At 50.2% G+C, this 1,031-nt stretch carries 1 protein-coding gene; it reads right to left on the reverse strand.

Annotated elements, in window-relative coordinates; all coding sequences use genetic code 11:
• On the reverse strand, nucleotides 1-1,031 hold a 1,031-nt coding region (locus ACFINW_RS09940; RefSeq protein ID WP_375674264.1), incomplete at both ends, for a phage tail tape measure protein.

Here is a 1,031-nt window from a genome sequence, read left to right on the forward strand (position 1 = left end):
CCAAAAGAGGCAGCAAATGCACTTCCTGAGATAGCAATCCCCCGTAAAGCCCCGACCAACAAGGTCATGGGGCGTAAGAGTCGGAGTGAACTTGCCCCAAGACCCGCGGTTAGCAAGCCCAGGGAGCGCCCTGCGGCTGCTAAGCCCCGCCAGCTTGCAGCAACACCACGACTGAGTACTCTAAGCTTGATAAAAGAGCCCATCAATTGAAGAAGCCCAAGACGTGTGCCAGCCATGGTAAAGCGCAACACGCGCAGAGCAATATTAAAAGCCATCAGAGCGGCAATGGTTTTGATGATGGCGCTTGTTAAAGTTGGGTGCGCATTCGCCCACGCCATAAGCCCATTGGTAAAATTGCCAACACTTTCCATCAAACTGTTGAGGGGGGGCAGAAGCACTTCACCAATGCTAATCCCCAAAGCCACAATACGGTTTTGTAAGAGTTCAAATTGCCGCATGGCACCGGTTGCTTGTTTGTCTGCTTCTTGCTCTACAGAGCCTTTAAAGACTTGTGGATCTTTCACATACTCTAAAGCTTGCCCTAACAATTCGGGATTGCCCACCAATTTGGCAAAATCACCAGTAAAATCGCGCCCAGCAATGGCAATCAGCGAGCGCATCCCCTGTTCGGATTTACCCAACACATTAAAAAAGCGCACCAAAGTGCCGGTAGCATCTTTGTCCAGATCTTGCATGAACTTTTCGCGAGAAAGCCCGATATTGGCAAAAGCATCTTCAATATGCTTGCCTCCTGCCTGAATACGGGCACTCATGGCATTAAAACCACGCGCGGCACTCTCTGGAACAATACCAGCAGAAATCATCGCCGTACCAAATGCTGCAGTTTCGCGCGCGGTGAGCTTAAACATGGTTGCCGCACCGGTGGCACGATTGGTAAAATCAGACACTTCACTGGCTTTTGCCGCCATGTGGTTCGAGAGATGATTGATAGCATCGCCTAGATCTTCAATGCCTGCCTGATTAAGCTTAAAGACATTGCGCAATTTGGCAAAGCGCTCCCCAATCTGATC

It is taken from the genome of Bartonella sp. AA18HLJMS (assembly GCF_042197245.1).
GTDB lineage: Bacteria > Pseudomonadota > Alphaproteobacteria > Rhizobiales > Rhizobiaceae > Bartonella.